This window comes from Streptomyces sp. NPDC087270, from assembly GCF_044744625.1.
GTDB lineage: Bacteria > Actinomycetota > Actinomycetes > Streptomycetales > Streptomycetaceae > Actinacidiphila.
The window spans coordinates 13,413-40,064 of sequence record NZ_JBIUYR010000030.1 but is presented as its reverse complement, the minus strand read 5'-3'; the positions used below and the strand labels follow the sequence as shown (position 1 = coordinate 40,064).

Sequence of the window (26,652 nt, the reverse complement as noted above, 5' to 3'; positions counted from 1 at the left end):
CCACGCTCCGGAAAGCGAGAACCACCGTGAGACGCCGTAACACCGCCGCCCTCGCCGTCGCCGCCGCCCTTGCCGCCACCGCCGTGGCCGGCTGCGGTTCCAGCACCGGTTCCGGGTCCAGCTCGAAGAAGACCATCAACACCTGGGTGTACCCGGTGATCAACGACCCGAAGGCCAACTCCGCCTACTGGGACGGCCTGGTCAAGGGGTTCGAGAAGGAGAACCCCGGGGTGACCGTGAAGGTCTCCACCTACCCGTGGGCCAACCGGGACACCGCGCTGGCCACCGCGCTCGCGGCCGGCAAGGGCCCCGACGTGGCGTACCTGATCCCCGACCAGCTCTCCGCGTACCAGCGCAACCTGATGCCGGCCGACAAGTGGATGCCGGCCGCGGACAAGGCGGCCTACCGCCCGGCCGCGCTGAAGGCGGTCACCGTGGACGGCCAGCCGCTCGCCGCCCCGGTGCTGATGTCCAGCTACCCGCTGCTGTGCGACAAGAAGGTCTTCGACGCGATCGGCGAGACCTCCTACCCGACCACCTGGGACCAGCTCGCCGCGCTCGCGCCCAAGCTGAAGGCCAAGGGCTTCTACGCGACCAGCTACAGCGGCGACACCACCGCCACCCTCAACATGACCTTCTACCCGCTGCTGTGGCAGGCCGGCGGCGACGTCTTCTCCGCCGACGGCAAGAAGGCCACCTTCAACAGCCCGGCCGGCGTCAAGGCGCTCACCTGGCTGAAGACCTTCGTGGACAACGGCTGGACGCCCAAGGACCTGGTCACCACCACCCCGCAGATCGAGCAGACCGACCTCGCCAAGAACAAGGTCGCCTGCACCTGGCAGAACACCGCGGCCGAGGTCGAGCCGTTCTGGGGCAAGGAGAACATCGAGGTCGGCCCGGCGCTGAGCAGCACCAAGTCGGTGGCGTACGGCACCGTCGGCACCCTCGCGGTCTTCAAGGGCGCCAACCAGAAGCTCTCCGGCAAGTGGATCTCGTACGTGTCGCAGCCGAAGAACACCGCGGGCCTGCAGAAGCCGGGTGGGTACTTCTCGCCGCGCACCGACGCGACCGCGCTCTACCCCGGCGACAAGCTGCAGGAGGCGACCGAGAAGGTGCTGAGCAGCACCGACGTCGGCCCGCTCAACAAGTCCGCGCGTGACGTGATGGGCCTGCTCGCCCCGCAGATCCAGGCCGCGCTGCTCGGCAAGACCAGCCCGAAGAAGGCGCTCGACGACGCGGCCCAGGCCGCGGACCAGCTGATCGCCCGCAAGCGCTGACCGCGCGCGGGCGGTCGTCGCCGGCCGGCGCTGACCGCCCGCACGTTCTGATCGACCGTCCCACCAGCCGGCGAGGTCCGGCAGCACCCGTCGCTCCCGAAGGAGGTCCCGTGGCCGCAGTCGCGGAACGTACCACCCGCCCGCAGAAGAACCGACGCGGACCACACGCGCGCCGGGAGGCCCGGATCGGGCTGCTGTTCGTGCTGCCCTGCTTCCTGCTCTTCCTGGTCTTCCGGTTCGGACCGGGCATCGCCGGGCTGGTGCTCGGCTTCACCGACTACACCATCGGCGACAGCACCCACTTCACCGGACTGCAGAACTTCCAGCGGATGATGCACGACCCGCTGTTCTGGTCCTCGCTGCGGGTCACCGTCGTCTACAGCGTGATGGCGGTGCCGTTCACCATCCTCGCCTCGCTGGGGCTGGCGCTGCTCACCCGGCGGGCCTTCCGCGGCTCCCGGCTCTTCCGGTCGATCTTCTTCCTGCCGGTGGTCACCAGCCTGATCCTGGCGTCCACCGTCTTCATCTGGATCTTCTCCACCAAGGGCCCCTGGTCCGACATCATGGGCTGGCTCGGCCTGCCGGACCAGTCCTGGCTCACCGACTCGGCCCTGGTGCTGCCGGCGATCGCCCTGGTCGGCATCTGGTCGCGCTGCGGCTACGGCATGCTCATCCTGCTCGCCCGACTCCAGGACGTCCCAAGGGAGTTGGAGGAGGCCGCGCTGATGGACGGCGCGGGGCCCTTCCAGCGGTTCCGCTACATCGTGGCCCCGCAGCTGAAGCCGGCCTTCTTCTTCCTGGCGGTCATCGAGACCACCAACAGCTTCCAGATCTTCGACGCCATCTACGTGATGACCGGCGGCGGCCCGGCCAACGCCAGCTACAGCCTCGTGTACCAGCTCTACGACGCCGGCTTCAAATACAGCGACCTCGGCTACGCCAGCGCGATCGGCTGCGTGCTGTTCGTGATGACCGTGGTCGTGGCGCTCGTGCAGCGACTGGTGCTCGGAAAGGAGAAGTGACCATGGCGAACACGACCGCCCAGGCCGCCGAGGCGGGCGCGGGCTCCCACCCGGGCCCCGGAGTATTCGACCCGGCCGCCGCCGACGACCGTGCCGCGCGCGGCAGTCGGCCGCGCCGCTCCGGTCGCGCCCGCGAGCCCCGCGAGCGCGACACCATCCCCAGGGCGCTGCGGCCCAGCCCGGGCGGGCAGATCGTCCGCGGTGTGCTGCTCGCGGTGGCGGCCGTGGTGACGGTCTTCCCCTTCTACGCGATGCTCGTGCTGTCGCTGAAGCCCGGCGCCGCGGTCTCGCTCCCGGGCAGCCTCCTGCCCTGGCACCTCAGCGGGTCCTCCTACAGCGCCGTGCTCGACGCCCAGGACGTGCCGCGCTGGCTGCTCAACACCCTGATCTACTCGCTGGTGTCGGTGGTCGGCGTGCTGGTGCTGGCCGCGCTGGCCGGCTACGCCTTCGCGAAGAAGCGGTTCCGCGGCAGGGAGGCGATGTTCTGGTCCTTCCTGTCCATGGTCATGGTCCCGTACCACGTCACCATGATCCCGACCTTCATCATGATGGCGAAGCTCGGCGGCGTGGACACCTACTGGGGCCTGATCATCCCGACCCTCGCCAACGCCCAGGCGGTGTTCCTGATGCGGCAGTTCATCAAGGACCTCCCGGACGAGATGTTCGAGGCGGCCCGGCTGGACGGCTGCAGCGAACTGCGGATCTTCGTCAGCATCGTGCTGCCGCTGCTCAAGCCGATCCTCGCCACCCTCGGCACCTTCGTCTTCCTGTGGCACTGGAACGACTTCCTGTGGCCGCTGATCATGGGCCAGAGCAGCGGCATGCGCACCCTCACCGTCGGCATCGCGTCGCTGCAACAGCAGCAGGTGCCGCTCAGCCAGGTGCTCGCCGGTTCGGTGATCGCCTTCGTCCCCATCTTCGCCGCCTACCTGGCGGGCCAGCGGTACTTCACCGAGGGCGTCACCGGTTCGGCCGTCAAAGGATGACCACGCTCATGCCCCACAGCTCCCCGTCCACGCCCACGCCCGCGGCGCTCGCGTCCGTACGCCCCGGCCTGGCCGACTTCCCCACCGGCGAGCAGCAGCTCGAAGACCTGCTCGCCACCCCTTCGCCCGCCCTGGTGGCCGATGTCGCCCGTCTCGACGGCGACCTGGTCGTGCTCGGCGCGGGCGGCAAGATGGGCCCCAGCCTGTGCCGGCTCGCCCGCCGGGCGCTGGACGCGGCCGGCCGCACCGACGTCGCCGTGCACGCCGTCTCCCGCTGGTCGGACCGGGCGGCGGCCGACGCGCTCGCCGCCGAGGGGGTCCACCCGGTCGCCTTCGACCTGCTCGACGGTGACCCGGCCGGGCTGCCCGACGCGGGCAACGCGGTCTTCATGGTCGGCGCCAAGTTCGGCTCCGCGGGCAACCCCGCCCACGCCTGGGCGGTCAACGCGGCGCTGCCGGACCGGATCGCGCGCCGGTACCGCGACGCGCGGATCTCCGCGTTCTCCACCGGCAACGTCTACCCGCTGGTCGACACCGCCTCGGCCGGCTCCACCGAGACGGACCCGGTCGGCCCGGTCGGCGAGTACGCCATGTCCTGCCTCGGCCGCGAACGGGTCTTCGGCTACCACGCGGCCGAACACGGCACCCGCGTCGCGCTCCTGCGGCTCAACTACGCGATCGACCTGCGCTACGGGGTGCTCGCCGACATCGCCTCGGCCGTGCACGCCGGCGAACCGGTGGACGTCACCACCGGCCACGCCAACGTGGTCTGGCAGGGGTACGCCAACGAAGTGGCCCTGCGCGCGCTGCTGCACGCCGACGCGGAGGCGTTCACCGTCAACCTCACCGGGCCGGAGACCGCCTCGGTGCGGCGGCTCGCCCAGCTGTTCGGCGAGGAGTTCGGCCGGACCGGCGCCACCGCGGGTTCGGTCACGTCCGCCGAACCGTCCCTGGAACAGGCATCCTTGACGACGGGTCAGGAATCCGGCACGGCACTGCTGTCCGACGCGAGCCGCTGCCACGCGCTGTTCGGCTATCCGCCGGTGCCGCTGCGCACGCTGGTCGGCTGGCAGGCCGAGTGGATTCGGCGCGGGCTGCCGCTGTCGGGCCGGCCCACCAAGTTCCACGTCCGCGACGGAAGGTTCTGACCCACCGTGTCCTCCCGCAACCACGAGACCGCCACCGTTCCGGCGGGCCTCTCCCCAGACGGCGCCCCGGGCGAAGCGGCGAGCCCGCTCGACCTGCTCGCCGCCGGGACCGTCATACCGGCCCACCCGCTCGCCCTCGACGCCGAGCGTCGGCTGGACGAGCGGCGCCAGCGCGCGCTGACCCGCTACTACCTGGCGTCGGGCGCCGGCGGGATCGCGGTCGGCGTGCACACCACGCAGTTCGAGATCAGGGACGCCGCCGTCGGGCTGCTCCGCCCGGTGCTCGAACTCGCCGCCGAGACCGCCGACAAGGAGGCCGGCCGGCCCGTGGTCAAGGTCGCCGGCGCCTGCGGCTACACCGCGCAGGCCGTCGCCGAGGCCGAACTCGCCGCCGAACTCGGCTACGACGCGGTGCTGTTGAGCCCCGCGGTGCCCGGCGCCGACGAGACCGGGCTGCTGGACCGGGCCCGCGCGGTCGGCGAGGTGCTGCCCGTCGTCGGCTTCTACCTCCAGGAGGCCGTCGGGGGACGCTACCTGTCCGCCGACTTCTGGCGGGCGTTCGCCGACATCCCGTCGGTGGTGGCGATCAAGGCCGCGCCCTTCGACCGGTACCGGACCGCCGAGGTGATCGCCGCCGTCGCCGCGAGCGACCGCGCCGGCGACGTCGCCCTCTACACCGGGAACGACGACGCGATCCTCACCGACCTGCTCACCCCCTACCGCACCTCCGGCGGCGACCTGCGCTGGTTCGCCGGCGGGCTGCTCGGCCAGTGGGCCGTGTGGACCTCCAGCGCGGTCGGGATGCTGGCGCAGGTACGCGCGGCGCGCGCGGGCGACCAGCAGCTGATGACCGATCTGCTGCGCAGGGCACCGCAGTTGAGCGAGGCCAACGCGGCGGTCTTCGACGTGCGCAACGCGTTCCGCGGCTGCATCCCCGGCGTGCACGAAGTGCTGCGGCGCCAGGGCCTGCTGGCCGGCACCTGGTGCCTCGACCCCGCCGAGCGGCTCTCGCCCCGGCAGGCCGAGGAGATCGCCCGGGTCGCGGCGGCCTATCCGTGGCTGACCGACGACGCGTTCGTGGCGGAGCACCGTGATGACTGGCTCCGCTGACAGCGGGCCGCGTCCCGTCGCCGTGGTGGCGATGCCGCCCGCGCTGCGCGAGCAGCTGTTCACCGCGGACGCCTGGCAGCGGCTGACCCGCCTGGCCGACCCGGTGCTGCTCGACCGGCCCGCCGACCGGACCGCGCTGGCCGCCGCGCTGGCCGACGCCGACATCCTCGTCACCGGCTGGGGAACCGCCCGACTCGATGCCGAACTCCTCTCCGGCGCATCGCGGTTGGCGCTCCTGGCGCACACCGGTGGCGCGGTCAGCCCGTACGCGACCCAGGCCGTCTTCGACCGGGGGGTCCGCGTCACCCAGGCGGGTGCCGCGATGGCCCGCCCGGTCGCCGAGGTGGCCCTCGCCTTCACCCTCGCGCTGCTGCACCGCATCCACCGCTTCGACCACGCGCTGCGCGGCGGAGTGCCCTGGGAGCGGGCCGAGGCGGCGCCCGAGCGCCACCAGATCCTCGGCTGCCCGATCGGCGTGATCGGTGCCTCCCGCACCGGACGCGCCTACATCGCCCTGGTCCGGGCACTGGGCGCCGACGTCACCGTGGCCGACCCCTACCTCGGGCCCGAGGACGCCGACGCGCTCGGCGTCCGGGTCGCCGGACTCGACGAGGTGCTGGCCACCAGCCGGATCACCGCGGTGCACGCGCCCGCGCTCGCCGAGACCCGGCACCTGCTGGGCCCGAGGGAACTGGCCCTGCTCCCGGACGGCGCCGGACTGGTCAACACCGCCAGGTCGTGGCTGGTCGACGAGGCCGCGCTGCTGGCCGAGCTGCGCACCGGCCGGATCGACGCCGCGCTCGACGTCTACGACGCCGAACCGCTGCCCGCCGAGCACCCGTTGCGCGCCCTGCCCAACGTGCTCCTGACGCCTCATCAGGCCGCCGCCACGGTCGAGGGCCGCCAGGCGCTGGGCGACAGCACCGTGGCGGAGATCGAACGCCACCTGGGAGGGCGGGAGTTGCTGCACCAGGTGGGCCGCGACGCCCTGGAGAGGGTCGAGTAGCACGGTCAGCGTCGTGGACGAGGGTCGTTGCCAACTCGGCACGGCCCGCCTGCTCTTGACGAGCCGCGGCGCCCTCGTGGCCCGCAGCCGCACCCGCGCGACCCGAACCCGGAACCCCGAACTCCCGCACCCGCACCCGCACCCGCACCCGCACCGTACACACGAAGAGAGAGAACACCTATGCGCCTGATGCGCCTGGGGCCGCCCGGTGGCGAGCGCCCCGTCCTCGGCACCGCCGACGGCCGGACGTACGACCTGTCCGGCCTCACCGCCGACCTCGACCCCGCCTTCTTCGCGACCGACGGCGTCGCGCGGGCCCGGGAGGAGCTGGCCGCCGGCCGGCTGCCCGAGCTGTCCGCGGCCGACGTCGCCGGGCAGCGCACCGGCGCCCCCGTGGCCCGGCCCGGCGCGGTGCTGTGCATCGGCCAGAACTACGCCGCCCACGCCCGCGAGTCGGGGGCCGAACCGCCCACCGAGCCGATCCTCTTCCACAAGAGCCCCAACACCGTGGTCGGTCCGCAGGACACCGTGCTGATCCCGCGCGGCTCGAAGAAGACCGACTGGGAGGTGGAGCTGACCGTGGTGATCGGCCGCCGCGCCCGCTACCTCGCCGAGGACGACGACCCGCTGGCGTACGTCGCCGGGTACGCGGTCGGCAACGACGTCTCCGAGCGGGCCTTCCAGCTGGAGACCCCCGGCGGCCAGTGGTCCAAGGGCAAGAGCTGCGAGACGTTCAACCCGCTCGGCCCGTGGCTGCTGACCGCCGACGAGGTGCCCGACCCGCAGGCGCTGCGGCTGCGTTCGTGGGTCAACGGCGAGCCCCGGCAGGACTCCTCGACCGCCGACATGATCTTCGGCGTCGCGGAGATCATCCGCCACCTGTCCCAGTATCTCGTCCTGGAGCCCGGCGACCTGCTCAACACCGGTACGCCCGAGGGCGTCGCGCTCTCCGGCCGCTTCCCGTACCTGTCCGCGGGCGACGTGATGGAGATGGAGATCGACGGCCTCGGCCGGCACCGCTCGGTGTGCGCCGATGCGTGAGCACGCGCGGCCGGCCGGGAACGCGCCGGCCTCCGGCGCCGCCGTGAGGTCCGCGGTCGGGGCCGTGCGGTGACGCGGTGCTGACGTACGACGCCCACCCGGTGCTGACCGGCGGCTTCCGGCTCGCCGAGGGCCCGGTCTGGGACGCTCCTCGCGAACGGCTGCTCTGGGTCGACATCGAGGCCGGCCAGGTCCACGAGGGGCGGCTGCGGCCCGACCGGGTGGAGGTCGTCCGGCGGCACCGCCTCCCGGGCCCGGCCGGCGCGGTGGCCTGCGCCGCCGACGGCGGCCTGCTCGTCGCCGGCCGGTACGGCGTGACCGTCCTCCGCCCGGACGGGACCCGCCGGGCCGGGGCCCGCGTGCTGCCGCACGGCACGCCCGGGCGGCTGAACGACGGCGGCTGCGACCCGGCGGGGCGGTTCCTGGTCGGCAGCACCGCGCTCGACGGCCGCCGCGGTCGGGACGTCCTGGTCCGGCTCGCCGGCGACGGGCGGCCCGCCGTCCTCGATACCGACCTGACCTGCTCCAACGGGCTGGCCTGGTCGCCCGACGGACGGCTGATGTACAGCGTGGACACCGGCGCCGGCCTGGTCCGGGTGCGCGGATACGACCCTGCGGACGGCCGGGCCGGCGAGCGCCGCGACTTCCTCGCGGTCGACGGGGGGCTGCCGGACGGCCTGTGCGCGGACCGCGACGGCAATCTGTGGCTGGCGGTGTGGGGCGCGGGCGAGGTGCGCTGCTACTCGCCGGCCGCACGGCACCTGGCCACCGTCCGGGTCCCCGCCGCGTACGCCGCCGGCGTGGCCTTCGCCGGGCCGGACCTCGCCACCTTGCTGATCACCGCGGGCGGCCCCGACGGCGGCCTGTTCGCCGCGCGCCCGGGCGCGCGCGGCGCGGCCCTCCCGGCGTGGAACGGCGTCAGCCGCTGAGCCGGGAGGGCCGCGGAGCCCGGCGTCAGAAGGTGGTGGCCGGGTTGAGCTGGGAGGTGCTGATCCCGGTGCCGGGCACCCCCCACTTGGCGAAGATTTTTGCGTAGTCGCCGTCGGCGATCAGCTTGTTGACCGCGTCGCGCAGCGCCGGGGCCAGCGGCGACTTCTTCGCGGTGACGAAGCCGACCGTGGTGGTGCTGATCTCGCCGAGGAACTTGGTGCCCGGGATGCGGGTCGCGTCGTACTTCAGGCCCAGCGTCGGGCCGAACATGACGTCGACCTTGCCGTTGGACAGCCCGAGGAAGATCGGGGCGGAGTCGGCGAAGTACTGCACCTTGTAGGGCTTCTTGCCGATCTTGGCGCAGTCGCCGGCGCCGTCGGTGAGGATCTGCTGGAACGTCGAGCCGGGGGAGGTGGCGATGGTCAGGCCGCACAGGTCGGTGAGCTTCTTGACGGAGTCGACGGAGACGTTCCGGGAGCCGAGGAACGCCTGCCCGTCGTCGAGGTACGAGGCGAAGTCGACCACCTGCTCGCGGGCCTTGGTGGCGCCGAAGTTGTCCTGGCCGACGTCGTAACGGCCGTTCTGCACACCGGGGATGACGGTGGGGAAGGTGCCGTACTGCACGTCCCACTTGACGCCGAGCACCTTGGCGACGGCGTTGCGCAGGTCCACGTCGAGGCCGACGGGGGTGCCGTTCTGCTCGCCGGCGTGCGGCAGGCCCTGCACGCCGGGCTGCCGGGTGGTGCCCAGCGTGAGGGTGCCGCTGCTGCGGATCTTGGCGGGCAGTTCCGCCTTCAGTTTCGGGTCGGCGGTGATCGCGGACACCACGTCCTGGGTGGGGATGGCGGTCGAACCCGCGCCGCCCGCGTTCGGCTTGGCGGCGGCTCCGGCACCCGTGGCGGCCGGCGCGCCGGAAGAGGAGTCGTCGGAGGAACCGCCGCAGGCGACGAGCAGGGCCAGCCCGGCGCCGGCGGCGACAGTGGCGACGGCGAGTCTCGGGGCGCGGCGGTGGGAACGGCGTTCGGTGGTCACGGGAGTGCCTTTCACAAGGGGGAACTGCGGGGGACCAGGGGGACCAGGGGGAGCCGGAGCGGGAGCGCGCACCCGCGGGCGCCGGCTCAGAGCACCGCGGCCAGGAAGGACCGGGCCCGTTCGTGGCGCGGATCGCTCAGCACGTCCGCGGGGGCACCGGACTCGATGATCCTTCCGCCGTCGAGGAAGACCACCGTGTCGGCGACCTTCCGGGCGAAGCCGATCTCGTGCGTGACGACGATCATCGTCATGCCGCTGAGCGCCAGGTCCTGGATCACCGCGAGGACCTCGCCGACGAGTTCGGGGTCGAGCGCGCTGGTCGGCTCGTCGAAGAGCAGCAGCCGCGGCTCCATGGCCAGCGCGCGGGCGATCGCCACCCGCTGCTGCTGGCCGCCGGACATCTGCCGGGGATACGAGTCCTCCCGGCCGGCCAGGCCGACCCGTTCGAGCAGTTCACGGGCCCGTGCGGCGGCCTGCTTCCTCGGCACGCCGCGCACCGCGACCGGCGCCTCGGTGATGTTGTCGAGCACCGTCAGGTGCGGGAAGAGGTTGAACTGCTGGAAGACCATGCCGACATCGGCCCGCTGCCGGGTGATCGCCCGGGCCCGCAGTTCGTGCAGCCGCCCGCCGTCGTGCCGGTAGCCGACGAGGTCGCCGCCGATCTCCACGAAGCCGGCGTCCGGCTTCTCCAGGTGGTTCACGCAGCGCAGCAGCGTGGACTTGCCGGAGCCGGACGGGCCGAGCAGGACGGTCACCTCGCCCTCGCGCACGTCGAGGTCGACGCCGTCCAGCACGACGTTCGCGCCGTAGCTCTTGCGCAGGCCCCGGACGCGCACCAGGGGCCGCTCGTCGTCGCTCATGACAGCCCCACCGCGGGGGACTTGGCCGGGCCGAACAGCGGGATGTTGGCGCGGGCCACCTGCCAGAAGCCGCGCGGCGGCCTGCCGCCGGACCGGTTGTTGCCGCGGGCGTAGTGGCGCTCGACGTAGAACTGCCCGATCGACAGCAGCGTGGTCAGGATGATGTACCAGATGGTGGCGACCAGCAGCAGCGGCATGATCAGGAAGTTCTGGTTGTAGATCAACTGGCTGGAGTAGAGCAGGTCCTGTACGGCGATGACGCTGACGATCGAGGTCGCCTTGAGCATGCCGATCAGCAGGTTGCCGGAGGCCGGGATGATCGCGGGCATGGCCTGCGGCAGCACGATCCGGCGGAAGATCCGTCCCTCGCCCAGCCCCAACGCCCGTGCGGCCTCGCGCTGTCCGGGGTCGACCGACAGGATGCCGCCCCTGACGATCTCCGCGGAGAGCGCGGCCACGTCGAGGGTGAGCCCGACGTACGCGGCCAGGATGCCGCTGAACAGGTGCGCGGTCTTCACGTCCGCGAACTCCGGTCCGAACGGCACCCCCACCGACAACCGCGGGTACAGCGAGGCCAGTTCGTACCAGAAGAGCAGTTGCACCAGCGGCGGGACCGAGCGCACCAGCCAGACGTAGCCGAAACTCAGGGTGCGCAGCACCGGGTTGCGCGACAGCCGCATCGCGGCGACGCCGACGCCGAGCAGGTAGCCGCTGGCCATCACCGCGCCGGTGAGCCACAAGGTGAGTTCGAGCCCGTGCAGGATCGAGCCGCTCAGGAAGTAGTGGCCGACCACGTGCCATTGGAAGCGGGGGTTGGTCACCAGGGTGTGCACGAGCATCGCGAACAGGACGAGCAGCACGGCCGCGGAGATCCACTGCCCCGGGCGGCGCAGCGGCACCAGCCGTGCGGCGAGCAACTCCCGGTCGTCCGGGCGGGTGTCCAGGGGCCGGGGCCCAAGTGCCCGAGCGGAACTGTCGGTTACGGGCGGGGGATGGTCGGGCGCGGCCGTGGCCGGACCTGAGGTGTCGTGCTGGGGCATCGTCGGTGTTCCCGTCTCGTCGGGGACCGCGGCGACGGCGCGTGCGGACGCGACGGCCCCGCGCGGGGGCCGGTCTGCCGCAGCGGGCCACCGGGAGGGAGGGGAGGAAGTCGGGTGGAGTCGAGGGAAGTCGGGGAAAGTCGGGGAAGGAACTCGGGGAGGGCGCCCGCCGCGAAGGAAGACGGCGCACGCGGTCCGACCGCGCGTCGATCACAGACGCCACGTCATCCGCGGTGCAGTGGAAGGGAGTTCGGGGTGGGGCGGGCAGGGCCGTACGTCGGCCGGGCCGACCCGGATGCGGGGGAGGGGCGCCGTACGCGGACGGACGGCGGTTCCGCGGGTCCCGCGGGTCCACGCTCAGGCGGGCGGCGTTGCCTCGCCCCAGCGATCAGCGGATGTCAGCCGGCAGCGTTCAACCAGCGTTCGGACAGCGGTTTTCCCAGTGCCGGCAGCGGTCAGCGGACCGCGGGCGTTCCCGGACACAGCGCGCTGCAGACCCGGAGCAGATCGACGTGCCGCCGGACCACCCGGGTCTGGGCGAAGCCGCGGGGGCAGAGCGCGAGGTCGCGTCGATGTGCGTCCATGCCCGTCCCCTCGCTCTCGCGGTGCCGCCGGCGTCGGGTGTCCCGGCCGGTCGTGTCGGTCGCATCGGGCCTGTTGACAGCACCCGTGTCCACAGCACGTTAACCGCAGGGCGGCGGTCAGACAATCCCCCTCGGTGCCGCACGCCGTCCGGAGCGACGGAGGTCACTCCCGCCGGGAGGGGATTGTGTTCGACCGCGCGACGGAGTTACCGTGCTTGCAGGTCATGAGCGTCAGCAACCAAGGCCCTGGCCGGCTGACCGGCAACCCTCCTGTCGCGGTGGGGTGCTCCAGGTGACGACCCGGCGGAGCCGAAGACGGCTCGGCAAGCGCGAGCTCGAACAGGCGTGAGCCGATCGAGGTGGGAGGTGGCGAAGTGCGCGGCAGCAGCGAGCAGTTGATGTCCGGCAACGCCCCCGTCACCGCCTCCGGCATCGTCACGTACTCACGGCGCCACATCGACCTGCAACGTGTCGCCGGCGCCCTGTGTCCGGGCGCGTCGACGGTCCGGCCGCCGCGTCAGGCCGGCTGACCCTTCCGCACCCCGCGCTCCGCGCGCACCCCTCCCTTCCGCCGACCCACCCGGGGACCCCGTTCCCGGCGCGGGCCACGTCCGGTACCCGTTCGGCCTGCCCTCGTCGTACGCGGCACGCCGCGCATGCCGTGCCCGCCGCACCCCGCACTCCGCACGCCCCGCACGGTCCCGTCGGCCCCGCGCATCACGTACTCCGTCCAGTGCCGTACGGCGTACACCCCCGTCGTACGCCCACGCCGTACGCCCCGCCCACCTCACGCCCCGACCTCCACGTCCCGGCCACGCGCCCGCGGCCGTCCGAGCAGGAAGCGGTACGTCCATGTCCCGATCCACCACCCCCCTCCACCTGGCCGTCGCCCTCGACGGCGCCGGCTGGCACCCCGCGGCCTGGCGGGAGCCCGAGGCCCGGCCCGCCGACCTGTTCACCGCGTCGTACTGGGCCGACCTGGCCGCCGAGGCCGAACGCGGCCTGCTGGACCTGGTCACCATCGAGGACTCGCTCGGCCTGCAGTCCACCCTGCTCACCGGCCCCGACGAGCGCACCGACCAGGTGCGCGGCCGGCTGGACGCCGTACTGACCGCGGCCCGGATCGCGCCGCTGACCCGGCACATCGGCCTGCTGCCGGTCGCGGTGGTCACCCACACCGAGCCGTTCCACCTGTCGAAGGCCGTCGCCACCCTCGACTACGTCAGCGGCGGCCGGGCCGGGGTGCAGGTGCGGGTCTCCGCCCGGGCGGACGAGGCCGCGCACTTCGGCCGGCGCAGCCTGCCGCGGCTGCCGGTCACCGAACTGGACTCGCCCGCCGGACGCGCGCTGCTGTCGGAACTCTTCGGCGAGGCCGCCGACTACGTCGAGGTGGTGCGCCGGCTGTGGGACAGCTGGGAGGACGACGCGGAGATCCGCGACGTGGCCACCGGCCGCTTCATCGACCGCGACAAGCTGCACTACATCGACTTCGAGGGCCCGCACTTCAGCGTCAAGGGCCCCTCCATCACGCCGCGCCCGCCGCAGGGCCAGCCGGTGGTGGCCGCGCTCGCGCACCGCAGCGAGCCGTTCCGGCTGGTCGCCGGGTCGGCCGACCTCGGCTTCACCACCCCGCACGACACCGGCCAGGCGACGGCGATCGTCACCGAGATCCGCGAGGCGCAGGAGCGGGCCGGCCGGGCCGGCGAGACCGTTCACGTCTTCGCGGACCTGGTGGTCCTGCTCGACGAGGAACCCGGCCGCGCCGCCGAGCGCCGGGCCCGGCTGGACGCCCGGCTGGACGCGCCGTACGCCGGCGACGCCCTGGTCTTCGCCGGCACATCCGCCGAACTCGCCGACCTGCTGGAGGAGTTCGCCCGGTCCGGGCTGACCGGGTTCCGGCTGCGGCCGGCCACCCTGCCGTACGACCTGGCGCGGATCAGCCGCGACCTGGTGCCCGAACTCCAGCGCCGCGGGGCCTTCCGCGAGGCGTACCAGGCCGACACCCTGCGCGGCCTGCTCGGACTGCCGCGCCCGGCCAACCGCTACGCCCCCGCCTGAGCCCCACCCCGCGCGAAGCCCCAGGAGGCAGACCCCGCATGAGCAGCACGCCCAAGCAGATCCATCTCGCCGCACACTTCCCCGGCGTCAACAACACCACCGTGTGGAGCGATCCGGCGGCCGGCAGCCAGATCGACTTCAGCTCCTTCGTCCATCTGGCGCAGACCGCGGAACGCGCCAAGTTCGACTTCCTGTTCCTGGCCGAGGGGCTGCGGCTGCGCGAGCAGGGCGGCCGCATCCACGACCTGGACGTGGTCGGCCGGCCGGACACGTTCACCGTGCTCGCGGCGCTCGCCGGGGTCACCGACCGGCTGGGCCTGGCCGGCACCATCAACTCCACCTTCAACGAACCGTACGAGGTGGCAAGGCAGTTCGCCTCCCTCGACCACCTGTCCGCAGGCCGCGCCGCCTGGAACGTGGTCACCTCGTGGGACGAGTTCACCGGGCAGAACTTCCGCCGCGGCGGCTACCTGGCCCGCGAGGACCGCTACGAGCGCGCCCGCCAGTTCCTCACCGCGGTAAGGGAGTTGCTGGACTCCTGGCAGGGCGACGAGATCGTCGCGGACCAGGCGGACGGTACCTTCCTCCGCGCTCCCGGGCCCGGCCGGTTCGACCACCGCGTCGACCAGTTCGACATCGGCGGCCACTTCAACGTGCCGCGCAGCCCGCAGGGCCACCCGGTCGTCTTCCAGGCCGGCGACTCCGAGCAGGGACGGGAGTTCGCGGCCTCGGCCGCCGACGCCATCTTCACCCGGCACGGCACCCTGGAGGCCGGCAAGGCGTTCTACGCCGACGTCAAGGGACGGCTGGCGAAGTACGGCCGGTCGCCCGAGCAACTGCTGATCCTGCCCGGCGTGACCTTCGTGCTCGGCGACACCGAGGCCGACGCGCGCGAGAAGGCCGACGTGATCCGGCACCAGCAGGTCAGCGGGGCCACGGCGATCACCTTCGTGGAACGCCTGTGGAACCGCGACCTGAGTGCGTACGACCCGGACGGGCCGCTGCCGGAGGTGGAGCCGCGCTACGACGACAGCGCGGAGCCGATCGTGCGCGGCCGGGCCGACGCCAACCGGGACGACCGCCGGGAGACCGTCGCCCGCTGGCGGGCCGTCGCCGAGGAGAAGAAGCTCTCGCTGCGCGAGCTGGTCATCGAGCTGACCGGGCGGCAGTCCTTCATCGGCACCCCGTCCCAAGTGGCCCAGGAACTCGACGCGTTCGTGCAGGCCGACGCGAGCGACGGCTTCATCCTCGCCCCGCACCTGACCCCCGGCGGCATCGACGAGTTCGCCGACACCGTGGTGCCGCTGCTCCAGGAACGCGGCGTCTTCCGCACCGAGTACGAGGGTGAGACGCTCCGCGACCACCTGGGCCTGGCCCACCCGGGCCGGCCGGTCACCGCGGGCCGGACGAAGGCGGCGTCGTGAAGTTCCTCGCCATCACCCTGATCGTGCACGCGCCCCACCCGGTCACCGGCGTGCGCACCTCCACCCGCGACCGGTTCCGCGAGGTCGTGGACAACGCCCTGCTGGCAGAGGAGTTGGGCTTCGACGGGTTCGGCGTCGGGGAACGCCACGAGCGCCCGTTCATCTCCTCCTCGCCGCCGGTGGTGCTCAGCCACCTCGCCGCCCTCACCTCGCGCATCCGGCTGTTCACCGCGGTCACCACGCTCAGCCTGCTCGACCCGGTGCGGGCCTACGAGGACTACGCGACGCTCGACCATCTCTCCGACGGACGGCTAGAGTTGATCGTCGGCAAGGGCAACGGCTCCGCCCAGCGCGAGCTGTTCCACGTCAGCACCGACGACCAGTGGGACCGCAACGCCGAGAGCTACGAACTCTTCCGCACCATCTGGCGGCAGGACCGCACCACCGCCCGCCCGCGGTTCCGGCCCGAGCTGGACGACGCCGAGGTGTGGCCGCGCCCCCTCCAGCAGCCGATCCGGGTCTGGCACGGCAGCGCCACCAGCCGGGAGTCGGTCGACCTGGCCGCCCGCTACGGCGACCCGCTCTTCTCCGCCAACGTCACCAACCCCATCGAGCCCTACGCCGAACTGGTCCGCTACTACCGGGAGCGGTGGCAGCACTACGGCCACGATCCGGCGCTGGCCACCGTCGGCGCGGGCAGCGCCGGCTACTACGCGGCCCGCACCTCGCAACAGGCGATCGCCGCGTACCGCCCGGTCTTCGAGGGCCGGCTCGCCTTCCAGAAGCAGCTCGGCGTGGAACCGGTCTTCCCCACCCTGGAGGACTTCGTCGAACGCAGCTCGGCGCTGATCGGCAGCCCGCAGCAGATCATCGACAAGGTCCACCGCTACCACGAGCAGTTCGGCCACTCCGTGCTCCACCTGCACGCCGACGCCGACGGCCTGACCGACGCCCAGCACCGCGACGCGCTCGCCCTCTTCCAGTCCGACATCGCCCCCACCCTGCGCCGGGACATCCCCGACCCGCCGTGGACCTGGGGCCCGGTCGGCGTCGAGGCCGCCGCCGGCGCTCCGGAAGCCACCTCGGCAGGCGCTCGGGAAGCCACTTCGGCAGCCGGCGCCGCAACCGGTACCGCAGCCTCCTCCGCCGCCACCGCCTGACAAGGAGCACCACCGTGGCACACACCCCGCTCGCGGTCCTGGACCTCGTGCCGATCTCCTCCGGTTCCACCGCCGGCCAGGCGCTGCGCAACAGCATCGACCTGGCCCAGCACGCCGAGCGCCTCGGCTACACCCGCTACTGGTTCGCCGAGCACCACCTCAACCCCGGCGTCGCGGGCACCTCCCCGGCCGTCGTGCTCGCCCTGACCGCCGCCGCCACCAGCACCATCCGGCTCGGCGCCGGCGCGGTGCAGCTCGGCCACCGCACCGCCCTGTCCACGGTCGAGGAGTTCGGGCTGCTGGACGCCCTGCACCCGGGCCGGTTCGACCTGGGCCTGGGCCGCTCCGGCGGGAAGACCCCGCCGGCCGCCGCCCGGCAGCCGGCGCTGACCGCCACCACCCCGGTGGCCGACGGCCGCACCCCGAACGGCCTGCGGATACCCGCCCGGTTCTCCTTCGAGCGGCTGCTCACCTCGCCCCGCTTCGTGCTCCACCAGAAGCTGCTGGCCCAGCCGGGCGCCGAACCGCAGCCGTACGACGAGCAGATCGCCGACATCCTCGCGCTGCTGGCCGGCAGCTACATCGCGGACAACGGGGCCGCCGCGCACATCGTGCCCGGCGAGGGCGCCGACCTCCAGGTGTGGATACTCGGCAGCAGCGCCGGCATCAGCGCCCAGACCGCGGGCGCCCACGGCCTCCGGTTCGCGGCGAACTACCACGTCAGCCCGGCCACCGTACTGGAGGCGACGGAGGGTTACCGGGCGGCGTTCGTGCCGTCGGCGGAGCTGGACCGGCCCTACGTGAGCGTGTCCGCCGACGTCGTGGTGGCCGAGGACGAGGCCACCGCACGGGAGTTGGCCACCGGCTACGGCCCCTGGGTGCACAGCATCCGCACCGGCGCGGGCGCCATCCGGTTCCCCACCCCCGACGAGGCCCGCGCCGGCGCCTGGAGCGAGGAGGACCGGGCACTGGTGGCGGACCGGGTCGAGACGCAGTTCGTCGGCACCCCGCAGCAGGTCGCCGACCAGCTGGAGACGTTGCGCGACGCCACCGGCGCCGACGAGCTGGTGATCACCACCATCACCCACGACCACGCCGACCGGGTGCGTTCCTACCAACTGCTGGCCGAGGAGTGGAAGCGACGATGACGACGACCAGGGCGCAGTGCAGGGACGAGCGGCGCGAGACGCACAGCCCGCGGCAGCCGGTCCGGCCGCCCGCCGCCGCGCACCGGGCCGAGGGCACCGGACGGACGCCGGTGGCCGCCCGGCCTGAGCGCCGACTGCCCTCCGAGGAAGGCGCGTTCGCCTCCACCGAACTCCGGCGGGTGTTCGGCGCGTTCCCGACCGGCGTGACCGCGATCGCGGCCCTGGTGGACGGCGCGCCCGTGGGCCTGGCGGCCAACTCCTTCACGACGGTCTCCCTCGACCCCCCGCTGCTGTCGGTCTGCGTGGCGCACACCTCCACCACCTGGCCGGCGCTGTCCGACCGCACCCGGATCGGCGTCACGGTGCTCGGCGCCGACCAGGAACGCGACTGCGCCCAGCTCGCCGCGCGGGGCACCGACCGGTTCGCCGGCCTCGACTGGCACGCCACCGCCGACGGCGCCGTGCTGCTGGACCGCGGCAGCGCCTGGTTCGACTGCTCCATCGAGCAGCACATCCGGGCCGGCGACCACGACATCGTGCTGCTGCGGGTACACGCGCTGGACGCCGACCACGACGCGCCGCCGCTGGTCTTCCACGCCAGCCGGTTCCGGCGGCTAGAAGAGGCCGCCGGCCGCGCCGAAGCCCCCGCCGGCGCGGAAGCCCCGGCCGGCGCCACGCCCCCGGCCGGCCCCGCCCCGCAGGCCCGCCCGGGCCACCCCGCGCACTCCCTTCCCTCCGACCGTGCCGCCCTCCCCGCCCTCCCCGTCGAAGCCAAGGAGCCGAAATGACCGCACAAGCCGAAGAGACCGACCGCGCGAGCTTCGCCCGGGAGTGGGAGGAGTGGCACGCCGCACACGAGCGGGTGCTCGCCGACCCGCACGGCTTCCTCGCCATCACCAGCCTGCGCTGGCTGGACGCGACCCCCACCCGCTTCCCGGACGCGCCCGGCGCCTGGTCGAGCACCCATGACGGCGTGGTGGTGGAACTGGACGACGGCGAGGAACTGACCCTCGACGGCCAAGTGCTGCGCGGCCGCCACGACTTCGGGGTGATCGCCGAGCGCGGCGGCCTGTTCCCCGCCGCCGGGGACGCGGTGATCGAGGTCGCCAAGCGCGGCGGCCACGACATCCTGCGCCCCCGCCACCCCGACAACGCCCTGCTGACCGCCTTCACCGGCACCCCCGCCTACGCCCCCGACCCGCGCTGGGCCCGCACCGGCCGCTACCTGCCGTTCGACACCCCGCGCCCGACGACCGTCGGCGCCGTCGTCGAGGGCCTCCAGCACGTCTACGACGCCCCGGGCGAGGTCGAGTTCGCACTGGACGGCACCACCCACCGGCTGACCGCCTTCAACGGCCGGACCCCCGGCAGCCTGCTCGTCCTGTTCACCGACGCCACCTCGGGGGTGACCACGTACGCGGCGAACCGCTCGCTGTCGCTGGCCGCGCCCGACGCCGACGGCACCGTGCTGGTCGACTTCAACCGGGCCGCCAACCTGCCCTGCGCCTACACCGACCTGGCCACCTGCCCGCTGCCGCCGGCCGAGAACCGGCTTCCGGTGGCGATCGAGGCCGGCGAGAAGACCCCGACCGGCGCGGCGCCCGGCCACGCCTCGTCCTGACCCGCGGCCGACCCGCCGGCGCCGCGCGGTGCCGGCGGGTCGGCCCCGCGGGCGGGATACCACCGGCCGGCCCGCGCGCGGGGCAGCGTACGCTTCGTGCAGCGCGCCCCTGCCGGGTGCGTGACAGCCGCGGACCAGCGGCCTTTCGACCACCCACCTGGAAAGCCCGCAGATGAGCACGGAGCAGCGCCACCTCCTCGTCATCGGCATCGGAGCCGGCGACCCCGACCACCTGACGCTCGGGGCGGTGCGGGCCATCCGCCGTACCGACGTCTTCTTCCTCATCGGCAAGGGCCCGGCGAAGTCGTCGTTGACGGACTTCCGGCGCAGCGTGATCGACGAGCACACGGACGGGCCGCACCGCGTCGTCGAGCTGGACGACCCGCCGCGCGACCGGTCGGCGGCGGGCCGCGAGGCGTACACCGCCGCGGTCCACGACTGGCGGACCCGGCGCGCCGACGCCTGCGAGCGCCTGATCCGGGACGAGTTGGCGCCCGGCCAGGCCGGCGCGTTCCTGGTCTGGGGCGACCCGGCGCTGTACGACGGCACGCTGAGCATGCTGGACGAGATCGCGGCGCGCGGCACGGTCGGCTTCGACGTCGAGGTGGTGCCCGGGATCAGCAGCGTCTCCGCGCTGGCGGCCCGGCACCGCACCAGCCTCAACCAGGTCGGCCGGCCCGTCCACATCACGCCCGCGCGCCGGCTGGCCGAGCTCTTCCCGACCGGCGAAGGCGACGCGGTCGGCGACGGAGCCGGCGAGGGAACCGCCAGCGGCGGCGGTGACCGCCAGGGCGACGGCGACGTCGTCGTGATGCTCGACGCCCACGAGTCGTTCACCCGGATCGAGGGCGACGACGTGTGGATCTACTGGGGCGCCTACATCGGCACGCCCGACGAGCTCCTGGTCTCCGGGCGGCTCGCCGACGTCGCCGACCGCATCCGGCAGGTCCGTGCGGAGGCCCGCGCCCGGCACGGCTGGATCATGGACACCTACCTGCTGCGCCGCACCGGCCGCACCGAGGACAGCCGCGCCTGACCCACCGGGCCGCGCCTGACCCACCGGCCGCGGCCGAGCGACCGCCGGCCCGCGACCGTGCCCAGCACCGCCGCCCAGGACCGCCACCCGGGTCCCGCCGCGACCCGATATCACCACGTGGACGGTCCGCCGGAGGCCGCCGCCAGGCCGTTAACCTGCACGTATGGCTTACGGGGTGCCCAGCACGCAGGCGGAACACGCACCGTCCATCCGCGATCTCCTCGCGGCGGGCGGCCGTTCCTACTCGTTCGAGTTCATGCCCCCGCGCAGCGCCGCCGCGGAGGCCGGCCTGTGGACGGCGATCCGCCGGCTGGAGGCGCTGGCGCCGACCTTCGTGTCGGTGACCTACGGCGCGGGCGGCTCGACGCGCGGCCGTACCGTCAACATCACCGGGCGGATCGCGCAGGAGACCACGCTCACCCCGGTCGCCCACCTCACCGCCGTCGACCACAGCGTCGCCGAACTGCGCCACGTCCTGGGCCAGTACGCCGACCAGGGCGTCCGCAACGTGCTGGCGCTGCGCGGCGATCCGCCCGGCGCCCCGCTCGGCCCGTGGGTGAAGCACCCGCAGGGCGTGGCGTACGCGGCCGAACTGGTGGAACTGGTCAAGGAGTCCGGCAACTTCTGCGTCGGCGTCGCGGCCTTCCCCGAGCGGCACCCGCGCTCGCCCGACTGGGACAGCGACATCCGCCACTTCGTGGCCAAGTGCCGGGCCGGCGCCGACTACGCGATCACCCAGATGTTCTTCGACGTGGACGCCTACCTGCGCCTGCGCGACCGGGTGGCGGCCGCCGGGTGCGCGACGCCGATCATCCCGGAGATCATGCCGGTCACCACGATCCGCTCGCTGCGCCGCATCCCGAGCCTGAGCACCGCCGCCTTCCCGCCCGGGCTCGCCGAGCGGATGCTCGCGGCCGAGGACGACCCGCGGGCCGTCAGGGCGATCGGCATCGAGCACGCGACCGAGATGTGCCGCCGGCTGATCGCCGAGGATGTCCCGGGCCTGCACTTCATGACGATGAACTTCTCCAAGGCGACCACGGAGATCTACCAGAACCTCGACCTGCGCCCGTAGGGCCGGAGCTCGTAAGGCCGGTACCCGTAAGGCCGGAGTCCGTAAAGGCCGCCGGCGCCCGTAGAGCCCGCGCCCTTCCGGTGGCCGCGCCAGCGACCCCCGCGCCGGGCGGGCCGGGAGGGAACCGCGCGGCTCCCTCCCGGCCCACCGGGGCTCAGGCGGTGGGCAGTTCCGCGCGGACCGTGCGGGCGGCGGCGACCAGGTTCTCCAGCGACGCCTTGGTCTCGGGCCAGCCGCGGGTCTTCAGCCCGCAGTCCGGGTTGACCCACAGGCGTTCCGCGGGGATCGCCTCCAGGCCCTTGCGCAGCAGCGTGGCCGCCTCGTCCGCGCCGGGCACCCGGGGGGAGTGGATGTCGTAGACGCCGGGGCCGGCCTCCCGCGGGTAGCCGTGGCCGGCCAGTTCGTCGGCCACCTGCATGTGGGAGCGGGCGGCCTCCAGGCTGATCACGTCCGCGTCGAGGTCGTCGATGGCCTGCACGATGTCGCCGAACTCGGCGTAGCACATGTGGGTGTGGATCTGGGTGGCCGCGCCCGCCGCGCCGGTGGTCAGCCGGAAGGACTCGGTGGCCCAGGCCAGGTACGCGGGACGGTCGGCGGCCCGCAGCGGCAGGGTCTCGCGCAGCGCGGGCTCGTCGACCTGGATCACCGAAGTGCCGGCCGCCTCCAGGTCGGTGACCTCGTCGCGCAGCGCGAGGGCGACCTGGCGGGCGGTGTCGCCGAGCGGCTGGTCGTCGCGGACGAAGGACCAGGCGAGCATGGTGACCGGCCCGGTGAGCATGCCCTTGACCGGGCGCGAGGTGAGCGACTGGGCGTAGCTCGTCCAGCGCACGGTCATCGGCTCGGGCCGGGAGATGTCGCCGGCCAGGATCGGCGGGCGGACGTAGCGGGTGCCGTAGGACTGCACCCAGCCGTGCTGGGTGGCGAGGTAGCCGGTGAGCTGCTCGGCGAAGTACTGCACCATGTCGTTGCGTTCGGGCTCGCCGTGCACCAGGACGTCGAGGCCGGTCTGCTCCTGGAAGGCGATCACCTCGCCGATCTCGGTCCTGATCCGCTCCTCGTAGCCGGCCCGGTCGATCCGGCCGGCCCGCAGGTCGGCGCGGGCGGCGCGCAGTTCGCCGGTCTGCGGGAACGACCCGATGGTGGTCGTCGGCAGCAGCGGCAGCCCGAGGTGGGCGCGCTGGGCGGCGGCGCGCTGCGGGTACGCCTGGGCGCGGCGGCCGTCGGCGTCGGTGACGGCCGCGACCCTGGCGCGTACCGCCGGGTCGCGGGTGATCGGCGAGGCCGCGCGGGAGGCCAGGTCGGCCCGGTTGGCGGCGATCTGCGCGGCGATGGCGTCGGTGCCCTGCGCCAGGCCCTTGGCGAGCGTGACGATCTCGGCGGTCTTCTGCCGGGCGAAGGCGAGCCAGCGCAGCACCTGCGGGTCGATGTCCAGTTCGGGCGCGGTGTCCAGCGGCACGTGCAGCAGGGAGCAGGAGGCGGCCACGTCGACCTGGCCGGCGAGGCCGAGCAGGGTGGCCAGGGTGGACAGCGACGTCTCGTAGTCGTTGATCCAGATGTTGCGGCCGTTGACGACGCCGGCCACCAGCCGCTTGCCGGGCAGCCCGCCGACGGCGGCGAGGTCGTCGAGGTTGGCGGCGGCCGCGCCGGTGAAGTCGAGGGCCAGGCCGTCGATCGGGGCCTTCACCAGGATCGGCAGCGCCTCGCCGAGCCGGTCGAAGTAGGAGGCGACGAGCAGCTTCGGCCGGTCGGTGAGGGTGCCCAGCGCGCGGTAGGCGCGGGCGGCGGCGTCCAGCTCCGGGGGCGTACGGTCCTGGACCAGGGCGGGCTCGTCGAGCTGCACCCACCGGGCGCCGGCGGCCCGCAGGTCGGCGAGCACCTCGGCGTACACCGGCAGCAGCCGGTCCAGCAGGGTCAGCGGCTCGAAGTCGGCCGGCACCCCGGGGGCGGGCTTGGCGAGCAGCAGGTAGGTGACGGGGCCGACCAGCACCGGCCGCGGGGTGTGCCCGAGCGCGAGGGCCTCCCGCAGCTCGCCGACCTGCTGTGCGGAGTCGGCGGCGAAGACCGTGTCCGGGCCCAACTCGGGGACCAGGTAGTGGTAGTTGGTGTCGAACCACTTCGTCATCTCCAGCGGCGCCACGTCCTGGGTGCCGCGGGCCATCGCGAAGTAGCTGTTGAGCGGGTCGGCACCGACGGCGGCACGGTGCCGCTCGGGGACGGCGCCGACCATGACGCTGGTGTCCAGGACGTGGTCGTAGTACGAGAAGTCGCCGGTGGGCACCTCGTGGACGCCGGCCTCGGCGAGTTGCCGCCAGTTGGAGCGGCGCAGTCCGGCCGCCGTCTCCCGGAGGGCGTCCGCGGTGACACGGCCCTTCCAGTAGCCCTCGACGGCCTTCTTCAGTTCCCGGTGCTGTCCCTGGCGGGGGTAGCCGTACACGGTGGCCCGTGCTGCCGCGGCTGCGGGCTTTGCTGACACGGAAATCTCCTTCGCGAGATGTCTCCCTGGCATCCCGGAGACGGGACGCGGACGCGAAGGCGGCGAACAGGACGGACCGAACACGCCCGGTTCGAGGACGCTCCACCGCCTGACATGTGCGCCGACCCGCCCACGAGGTCACCGGGACATCCGCACGCGATCGGTCGCGTACGGGCAACGGGCAGGTCTTCGGACTCGTGGGCACGCCTGCCGGGGCAGGCACCTACTGGCCGTCGCTTCCCAGGTCCGCGCCGCGGACCCAGTGCTGATGGCGGCGATCGTTCCCACTTACCGCTGCGGGGCAGTCCCGGATTCCCACCGGGTTCCCTCTTACGACGCGCCTGCCTGGCGGGCAGGGCGAACCAGCTGCACCCGCCAGCCTAGATCGCCCGGGTGCCTTTGGCTCGGCACCGCCCACATCCCGGAACGTGTCAGAGGTGATCCGGTTCCCGGCACACCGTCTCCGTCGGCTCCTCGCCGGGTCGGGCTTTCCCCCGGGCGGACGGAAGGCGTCGGGGGCCGCGCTTGCCCACCAGCCAGGAGGCGCCCCTCCCGCACCACCGCCCCCTTCCGGGCGGCGCCGGTACCCGCAGACGGGTGAGTGCCTCGCACGTTCGGCTCAACACGGCGATTTATCCTAGTTGTTGGATATTGTGCGGCGTACGTTCGGCGGTGCCCATGCGTCTCCCCGCACATCTGGAACAGGAGAAGTCCTTTGGCGACATCCGCTGCTCTTCCCACTCTCCGCAGCCGCATCATCGTCGGCGCGAGCGCGCTGACCACCGCTGTGGCGCTCGGCACCACGCTGCTCGGCGCGACGGCCGCCCAGGCCGCCACCCCGGCCCGCCCGTACGGCACCGTCGTCGCCGGTGACGGCGTCGTCCAGCGCCAGTTCCCCAGCACGGACTCGTCCGTGAAGGGCTCGCTCGCCTACCACCAGCAGGTCGGCCTGCGCTGCAAGGTCCACGCCCAGAACATCGCGGGCAACGACATCTGGTACCTGCTGCGCGACAACTCCAACTGGGTCTCCGCCAAGTACGTGGACAACACCGGCACCGTCTCTCTGTGCAAGGACGTCCTGCGCAGCAGCACCGCCGTGATGAACGCGGTGCCGAAGGGCGCCAAGGGCTGACCGTCCCACGGTGTACGGGCATCCCGGAGCCGCGGCAGGTCCCGCGCGCGGCTCCGGGCCGCCACGTCGGATTCCCCGAGTCCCCGCGTACCCGAGCCCGCTGCCGGGAGCCCTGGCGGGGGCCGGTCAGTCGGAGTTCAGCCACACCAGCATCGCGGGGCCGTCCGGTGTGATCACCGGTACCCATGCCTCGTCGGCCGCACCGAACCGGCTGTCGTCCAGCCGCAGGGGGTACGGCTCCTCGCTGGTCCCGTCGGACACCCAGTAGCGGAGAGTCCCGATGATGCCGCGAAGCCGCTCCCGCCTGGCGTCCGGCCAGGTGCTGTGCCGGGTGCCCGCACCGCGGAAGTCCCGCTCGAACAGCTCGCGCAGCGCGTCCAGCCCGTCCGGCTCGAAGAGCGGCACCAGGAAACCCTCGACCTGCCCCTGCCGGCAGGCGGTCCCGCCGTACTGCTGCTGGTAGACCACTCCCGTCGCCGCCTCGACGACCGCGTACAGCCATCCGCCGGCGCTGCCGTCGGGGTCGAGGAAGACGAAGCGCCGGGAGCCCATGACGGCAGTCTCCCGGGCCGCCGCCCGCGCGCTCAACGGCGTTTCCCGCGAGGCGAGTCGGCACGCCCGCCGGGCGGGGTGCGTCAGAGCGTCCGGCCGGCGGGTCCGGCGAGTCCGGACAGGATCGGCAGCGTCAGCGCGAGCCACGCGGTGCCCAGCAGCCAGCCGCCCAGCTCGTCGGTGGGCCACTGCACGCCGAGGTAGATCCGGGTGGCGCTGATGGCGGCCGCCCACAGCAGGCAGGCCAGCACGTCGAACCGGACCGCCCCGCGGGGCGCGTCGCTGCGCAGGACCGCCCAGGCGAGAAGTCCCGCGGTGAGCACGGACGTCGTGGCGTACCCGGAGGGGAAGGCCCAGTCGGTGCTGAGCACCGCCCAGTCGGTCACCGGCGGTCGGGGCCGGGCCAGCGCGAAGACGACCGCGAGGCGGACCGCCTGCCCGGTCAGCAGGATGACGACCGCGCCGAGGGCCGCCGACACCTCCCGCCGCGAAGCCGTCCGGTGCGCGCACCCGGTCCAACCGGCCAGCATCACCGCGATGTACGGCAGCGGGCCGGCCCCGGTCGAGTCCAGCAGGTGGGCGACCGCGGTGAGATCGGCCGACCGATGGGCCACCGCCCAGTGGTGCAGGACCCGGTCGGGTCCGATCGGTGCGCCGTCGCGCGCGCTCAGCGCCCACAGCAGCAGCCCGAACAGGGCCGCGAACAGCGCGAACAGGGCGAGCGCCGGCCCGGCCCGGCGGACCCGGCCGGGCCGCGGCCCGGAACCGGTCCGGCCGCACGGCGAGCCGCCGCGGTGCGGGGCGCATCCGCACAGGGCGACCGCGACCCGCGTACGGCGTGGCCACAGGCCGCGCCGGTGCCGGGGCGAGGCCCCGCTGACGGTGGACGCTGGGATCATCGCGCTGCCGCTCCGCATCCGTTGCCGGGTCGGGCCGC

General features: G+C 73.5%; 25 protein-coding genes and 2 riboswitches. Of the genes, 18 read left to right on the top strand and 7 right to left on the bottom strand.

From position 1 onward, the window contains the following. The first annotated feature begins 26 nt into the window (after nucleotides 1–26). From ACIPAE_RS37765 to ACIPAE_RS37730, 8 genes are all read left to right on the top strand, one after another. Entirely contained in the window at nucleotides 27–1,277 is a 1,251-nt protein-coding gene (locus ACIPAE_RS37765; RefSeq protein ID WP_402451732.1) for an ABC transporter substrate-binding protein, read from the top strand. Nucleotides 1,278–1,387: 110 nt separating this feature from the next. Then, on the top strand, nucleotides 1,388–2,299 hold the full coding sequence (locus tag ACIPAE_RS37760; protein WP_328462061.1) for a sugar ABC transporter permease: 912 nt from the start codon (nucleotides 1,388–1,390) through the stop codon (nucleotides 2,297–2,299). Nucleotides 2,300–2,301: 2 nt separating this feature from the next. Further along, nucleotides 2,302–3,285, top strand: a complete 984-nt coding sequence (locus tag ACIPAE_RS37755) for a carbohydrate ABC transporter permease (RefSeq protein ID WP_402451730.1) — start codon at nucleotides 2,302–2,304, stop codon at nucleotides 3,283–3,285. An 8-nt stretch (nucleotides 3,286–3,293) separates the two neighbouring features. Next, nucleotides 3,294–4,433 (top strand): NAD-dependent epimerase/dehydratase family protein, encoded by a 1,140-nt coding sequence (locus ACIPAE_RS37750; RefSeq protein WP_402451727.1) that lies wholly within the window; start codon nucleotides 3,294–3,296, stop codon nucleotides 4,431–4,433. A gap of 93 nt (nucleotides 4,434–4,526) precedes the next feature. Continuing rightward, nucleotides 4,527–5,543 (top strand): dihydrodipicolinate synthase family protein, encoded by a 1,017-nt coding sequence (locus ACIPAE_RS37745; protein ID WP_329374413.1) that lies wholly within the window; start codon nucleotides 4,527–4,529, stop codon nucleotides 5,541–5,543. Then, nucleotides 5,527–6,549 carry a hydroxyacid dehydrogenase gene (locus ACIPAE_RS37740; protein WP_402451724.1) on the top strand — a complete coding sequence of 341 codons (1,023 nt, stop codon included), beginning with the start codon at nucleotides 5,527–5,529 and terminating at the stop codon, nucleotides 6,547–6,549. The genes ACIPAE_RS37745 and ACIPAE_RS37740 overlap by 17 nt, the downstream gene beginning before the upstream one ends. A 180-nt stretch (nucleotides 6,550–6,729) precedes the next feature. Next, on the top strand, nucleotides 6,730–7,590 hold the full coding sequence (locus ACIPAE_RS37735) for a fumarylacetoacetate hydrolase family protein (RefSeq protein WP_402451721.1): 861 nt from the start codon (nucleotides 6,730–6,732) through the stop codon (nucleotides 7,588–7,590). Nucleotides 7,591–7,667: 77 nt separating this feature from the next. Next, nucleotides 7,668–8,519, top strand: a complete 852-nt coding sequence (locus ACIPAE_RS37730) for an SMP-30/gluconolactonase/LRE family protein (RefSeq protein WP_402451720.1) — start codon at nucleotides 7,668–7,670, stop codon at nucleotides 8,517–8,519. Between the two features lie 25 nt (nucleotides 8,520–8,544). Here the strand turns inward: ACIPAE_RS37730 and ACIPAE_RS37725 are convergent, their stop codons facing one another. From ACIPAE_RS37725 to ACIPAE_RS37710, 4 genes are all read right to left on the bottom strand, one after another. Then, nucleotides 8,545–9,552 carry a transporter substrate-binding domain-containing protein gene (locus ACIPAE_RS37725; RefSeq protein WP_329371165.1) on the bottom strand — a complete coding sequence of 336 codons (1,008 nt, stop codon included), beginning with the start codon at nucleotides 9,550–9,552 and terminating at the stop codon, nucleotides 8,545–8,547. Between the two features lie 86 nt (nucleotides 9,553–9,638). Beyond that, the gene (locus ACIPAE_RS37720; protein ID WP_402451716.1) at nucleotides 9,639–10,412 is read right to left on the bottom strand and encodes an amino acid ABC transporter ATP-binding protein; all 774 of its coding nucleotides are present in this window, start codon (nucleotides 10,410–10,412) and stop codon (nucleotides 9,639–9,641) included. Continuing rightward, nucleotides 10,409–11,452, bottom strand: a complete 1,044-nt coding sequence (locus ACIPAE_RS37715; protein WP_402451714.1) for an amino acid ABC transporter permease — start codon at nucleotides 11,450–11,452, stop codon at nucleotides 10,409–10,411. The genes ACIPAE_RS37720 and ACIPAE_RS37715 overlap by 4 nt, the downstream gene beginning before the upstream one ends. Before the next feature lie 455 nt (nucleotides 11,453–11,907). Continuing rightward, on the bottom strand, nucleotides 11,908–12,036 hold the full coding sequence (locus ACIPAE_RS37710; RefSeq protein ID WP_366413658.1) for a hypothetical protein: 129 nt from the start codon (nucleotides 12,034–12,036) through the stop codon (nucleotides 11,908–11,910). 220 nt (nucleotides 12,037–12,256) lie between these two features. Further along, nucleotides 12,257–12,372, top strand: a riboswitch (SAM riboswitch). 38 nt (nucleotides 12,373–12,410) lie between these two features. Between ACIPAE_RS37710 and ACIPAE_RS37705 the strand changes: the two genes are divergently transcribed. The 9 genes from ACIPAE_RS37705 (at nucleotide 12,411) to metF (ending at nucleotide 21,558) form a co-directional block, all read left to right on the top strand. Continuing rightward, nucleotides 12,411–12,566, top strand: a complete 156-nt coding sequence (locus ACIPAE_RS37705) for a putative leader peptide (RefSeq protein ID WP_328462045.1) — start codon at nucleotides 12,411–12,413, stop codon at nucleotides 12,564–12,566. A gap of 322 nt (nucleotides 12,567–12,888) precedes the next feature. Continuing rightward, the gene (locus ACIPAE_RS37700; RefSeq protein ID WP_402451711.1) at nucleotides 12,889–14,094 is read left to right on the top strand and encodes an LLM class flavin-dependent oxidoreductase; all 1,206 of its coding nucleotides are present in this window, start codon (nucleotides 12,889–12,891) and stop codon (nucleotides 14,092–14,094) included. Nucleotides 14,095–14,132: 38 nt separating this feature from the next. Beyond that, nucleotides 14,133–15,518, top strand: a complete 1,386-nt coding sequence (locus tag ACIPAE_RS37695; protein ID WP_329371174.1) for an NtaA/DmoA family FMN-dependent monooxygenase — start codon at nucleotides 14,133–14,135, stop codon at nucleotides 15,516–15,518. Next, on the top strand, nucleotides 15,515–16,678 hold the full coding sequence (locus ACIPAE_RS37690; protein ID WP_366413660.1) for an LLM class flavin-dependent oxidoreductase: 1,164 nt from the start codon (nucleotides 15,515–15,517) through the stop codon (nucleotides 16,676–16,678). The genes ACIPAE_RS37695 and ACIPAE_RS37690 overlap by 4 nt, the downstream gene beginning before the upstream one ends. Before the next feature lie 14 nt (nucleotides 16,679–16,692). Further along, the gene (locus ACIPAE_RS37685) at nucleotides 16,693–17,826 is read left to right on the top strand and encodes an LLM class flavin-dependent oxidoreductase (protein ID WP_402451708.1); all 1,134 of its coding nucleotides are present in this window, start codon (nucleotides 16,693–16,695) and stop codon (nucleotides 17,824–17,826) included. Beyond that, nucleotides 17,823–18,614: a flavin reductase family protein gene (locus ACIPAE_RS37680; protein ID WP_402451707.1), complete on the top strand. Its 792-nt coding sequence runs from the start codon at nucleotides 17,823–17,825 to the stop codon at nucleotides 18,612–18,614. The genes ACIPAE_RS37685 and ACIPAE_RS37680 overlap by 4 nt, the downstream gene beginning before the upstream one ends. Further along, nucleotides 18,611–19,447, top strand: a complete 837-nt coding sequence (locus tag ACIPAE_RS37675; RefSeq protein WP_402451705.1) for a DUF1684 domain-containing protein — start codon at nucleotides 18,611–18,613, stop codon at nucleotides 19,445–19,447. The genes ACIPAE_RS37680 and ACIPAE_RS37675 overlap by 4 nt, the downstream gene beginning before the upstream one ends. Before the next feature lie 172 nt (nucleotides 19,448–19,619). Further along, the gene (cobF, locus tag ACIPAE_RS37670) at nucleotides 19,620–20,483 is read left to right on the top strand and encodes a precorrin-6A synthase (deacetylating) (protein ID WP_329371184.1); all 864 of its coding nucleotides are present in this window, start codon (nucleotides 19,620–19,622) and stop codon (nucleotides 20,481–20,483) included. Between the two features lie 163 nt (nucleotides 20,484–20,646). After that, nucleotides 20,647–21,558: a methylenetetrahydrofolate reductase [NAD(P)H] gene (gene metF, locus ACIPAE_RS37665; protein ID WP_329371186.1), complete on the top strand. Its 912-nt coding sequence runs from the start codon at nucleotides 20,647–20,649 to the stop codon at nucleotides 21,556–21,558. Between the two features lie 154 nt (nucleotides 21,559–21,712). Here metF and metE read toward each other — a convergent pair whose 3' ends face one another. Then, nucleotides 21,713–24,031: a 5-methyltetrahydropteroyltriglutamate--homocysteine S-methyltransferase gene (metE, locus tag ACIPAE_RS37660; RefSeq protein ID WP_402451701.1), complete on the bottom strand. Its 2,319-nt coding sequence runs from the start codon at nucleotides 24,029–24,031 to the stop codon at nucleotides 21,713–21,715. A 162-nt stretch (nucleotides 24,032–24,193) separates the two neighbouring features. After that, nucleotides 24,194–24,395: riboswitch (cobalamin riboswitch) on the bottom strand. A gap of 351 nt (nucleotides 24,396–24,746) precedes the next feature. On the opposite strand from metE, the gene ACIPAE_RS37655 reads away from it, so the two are divergent. After that, nucleotides 24,747–25,163 carry an SH3 domain-containing protein gene (locus ACIPAE_RS37655; RefSeq protein ID WP_329371190.1) on the top strand — a complete coding sequence of 139 codons (417 nt, stop codon included), beginning with the start codon at nucleotides 24,747–24,749 and terminating at the stop codon, nucleotides 25,161–25,163. 126 nt (nucleotides 25,164–25,289) lie between these two features. Here ACIPAE_RS37655 and ACIPAE_RS37650 read toward each other — a convergent pair whose 3' ends face one another. After that, nucleotides 25,290–25,715: a DUF6210 family protein gene (locus ACIPAE_RS37650; RefSeq protein WP_329371192.1), complete on the bottom strand. Its 426-nt coding sequence runs from the start codon at nucleotides 25,713–25,715 to the stop codon at nucleotides 25,290–25,292. Between the two features lie 83 nt (nucleotides 25,716–25,798). Next, nucleotides 25,799–26,614 carry a phosphatase PAP2 family protein gene (locus tag ACIPAE_RS37645; protein WP_402451697.1) on the bottom strand — a complete coding sequence of 272 codons (816 nt, stop codon included), beginning with the start codon at nucleotides 26,612–26,614 and terminating at the stop codon, nucleotides 25,799–25,801. Between the last annotated feature and the right edge of the window lie 38 nt (nucleotides 26,615–26,652).

Bases quoted from the DNA above. Each gene is read 5' to 3' on its own strand.
- metF (WP_329371186.1), top strand. From the start codon at position 20,647: ATGGCTTACGGGGTGCCCAGCACGCAGGCGGAACACGCACCGTCCATC.
- ACIPAE_RS37735 (WP_402451721.1), top strand. From the start codon at position 6,730: ATGCGCCTGATGCGCCTGGGGCCGCCCGGTGGCGAGCGCCCCGTCCTC.
- ACIPAE_RS37680 (WP_402451707.1), top strand. From the start codon at position 17,823: ATGACGACGACCAGGGCGCAGTGCAGGGACGAGCGGCGCGAGACGCAC.
- ACIPAE_RS37700 (WP_402451711.1), top strand. From the start codon at position 12,889: ATGTCCCGATCCACCACCCCCCTCCACCTGGCCGTCGCCCTCGACGGC.
- ACIPAE_RS37740 (WP_402451724.1), top strand. From the start codon at position 5,527: ATGACTGGCTCCGCTGACAGCGGGCCGCGTCCCGTCGCCGTGGTGGCG.
- ACIPAE_RS37645 (WP_402451697.1), bottom strand. From the start codon at position 26,614: ATGATCCCAGCGTCCACCGTCAGCGGGGCCTCGCCCCGGCACCGGCGC.
- ACIPAE_RS37650 (WP_329371192.1), bottom strand. From the start codon at position 25,715: ATGGGCTCCCGGCGCTTCGTCTTCCTCGACCCCGACGGCAGCGCCGGC.
- ACIPAE_RS37710 (WP_366413658.1), bottom strand. From the start codon at position 12,036: ATGGACGCACATCGACGCGACCTCGCGCTCTGCCCCCGCGGCTTCGCC.
- ACIPAE_RS37720 (WP_402451716.1), bottom strand. From the start codon at position 10,412: ATGAGCGACGACGAGCGGCCCCTGGTGCGCGTCCGGGGCCTGCGCAAG.
- ACIPAE_RS37750 (WP_402451727.1), top strand. From the start codon at position 3,294: ATGCCCCACAGCTCCCCGTCCACGCCCACGCCCGCGGCGCTCGCGTCC.
- ACIPAE_RS37715 (WP_402451714.1), bottom strand. From the start codon at position 11,452: ATGCCCCAGCACGACACCTCAGGTCCGGCCACGGCCGCGCCCGACCAT.
- ACIPAE_RS37755 (WP_402451730.1), top strand. From the start codon at position 2,302: ATGGCGAACACGACCGCCCAGGCCGCCGAGGCGGGCGCGGGCTCCCAC.
- cobF (WP_329371184.1), top strand. From the start codon at position 19,620: ATGAGCACGGAGCAGCGCCACCTCCTCGTCATCGGCATCGGAGCCGGC.
- ACIPAE_RS37695 (WP_329371174.1), top strand. From the start codon at position 14,133: ATGAGCAGCACGCCCAAGCAGATCCATCTCGCCGCACACTTCCCCGGC.
- ACIPAE_RS37675 (WP_402451705.1), top strand. From the start codon at position 18,611: ATGACCGCACAAGCCGAAGAGACCGACCGCGCGAGCTTCGCCCGGGAG.